Source organism: Ochrobactrum sp. SFR4 (assembly GCF_019730395.1).
Taxonomy (GTDB): domain Bacteria; phylum Pseudomonadota; class Alphaproteobacteria; order Rhizobiales; family Rhizobiaceae; genus Pseudochrobactrum.
Genome location: NZ_JAAPBB010000896.1, coordinates 1 through 264 on the forward strand (window position 1 = coordinate 1; position 264 = coordinate 264).

The 264-nt window shown below is 67.4% G+C and carries 1 pseudogene; it reads right to left on the reverse strand.

What is annotated here, in order from left to right:
- A pseudogene (locus HBA93_RS21685) lies at window positions 1–264 on the reverse strand (P-type conjugative transfer protein TrbG); the annotation flags it as partial.

The following is a 264-nucleotide window of genomic DNA, read 5'->3' on the forward strand; positions in this document are numbered from 1 at the left end:
CGACGCGGGCGGCGGCATTGGCGTTCTCAACCCGGCCTGCCGGTGTTCCGGCAGCGGTTCCGCCGCGTGCGACCGCCCAGGCCGGCGGCGTGTGAAGCGGCCGAGGCCGGTCATCGGTGACAGCGGTCGGCACGACGGGCAACGCTGGCACATCGGCATCATAGCTGAACTGCGGCGTCTTGTTGGTGGCGCAGCCTGCCAGCATGGTGACCGAAAGCAACAAAGCTGCAAAGGCGGGTTTACGGAAAACCGGCAAGGCGGAAT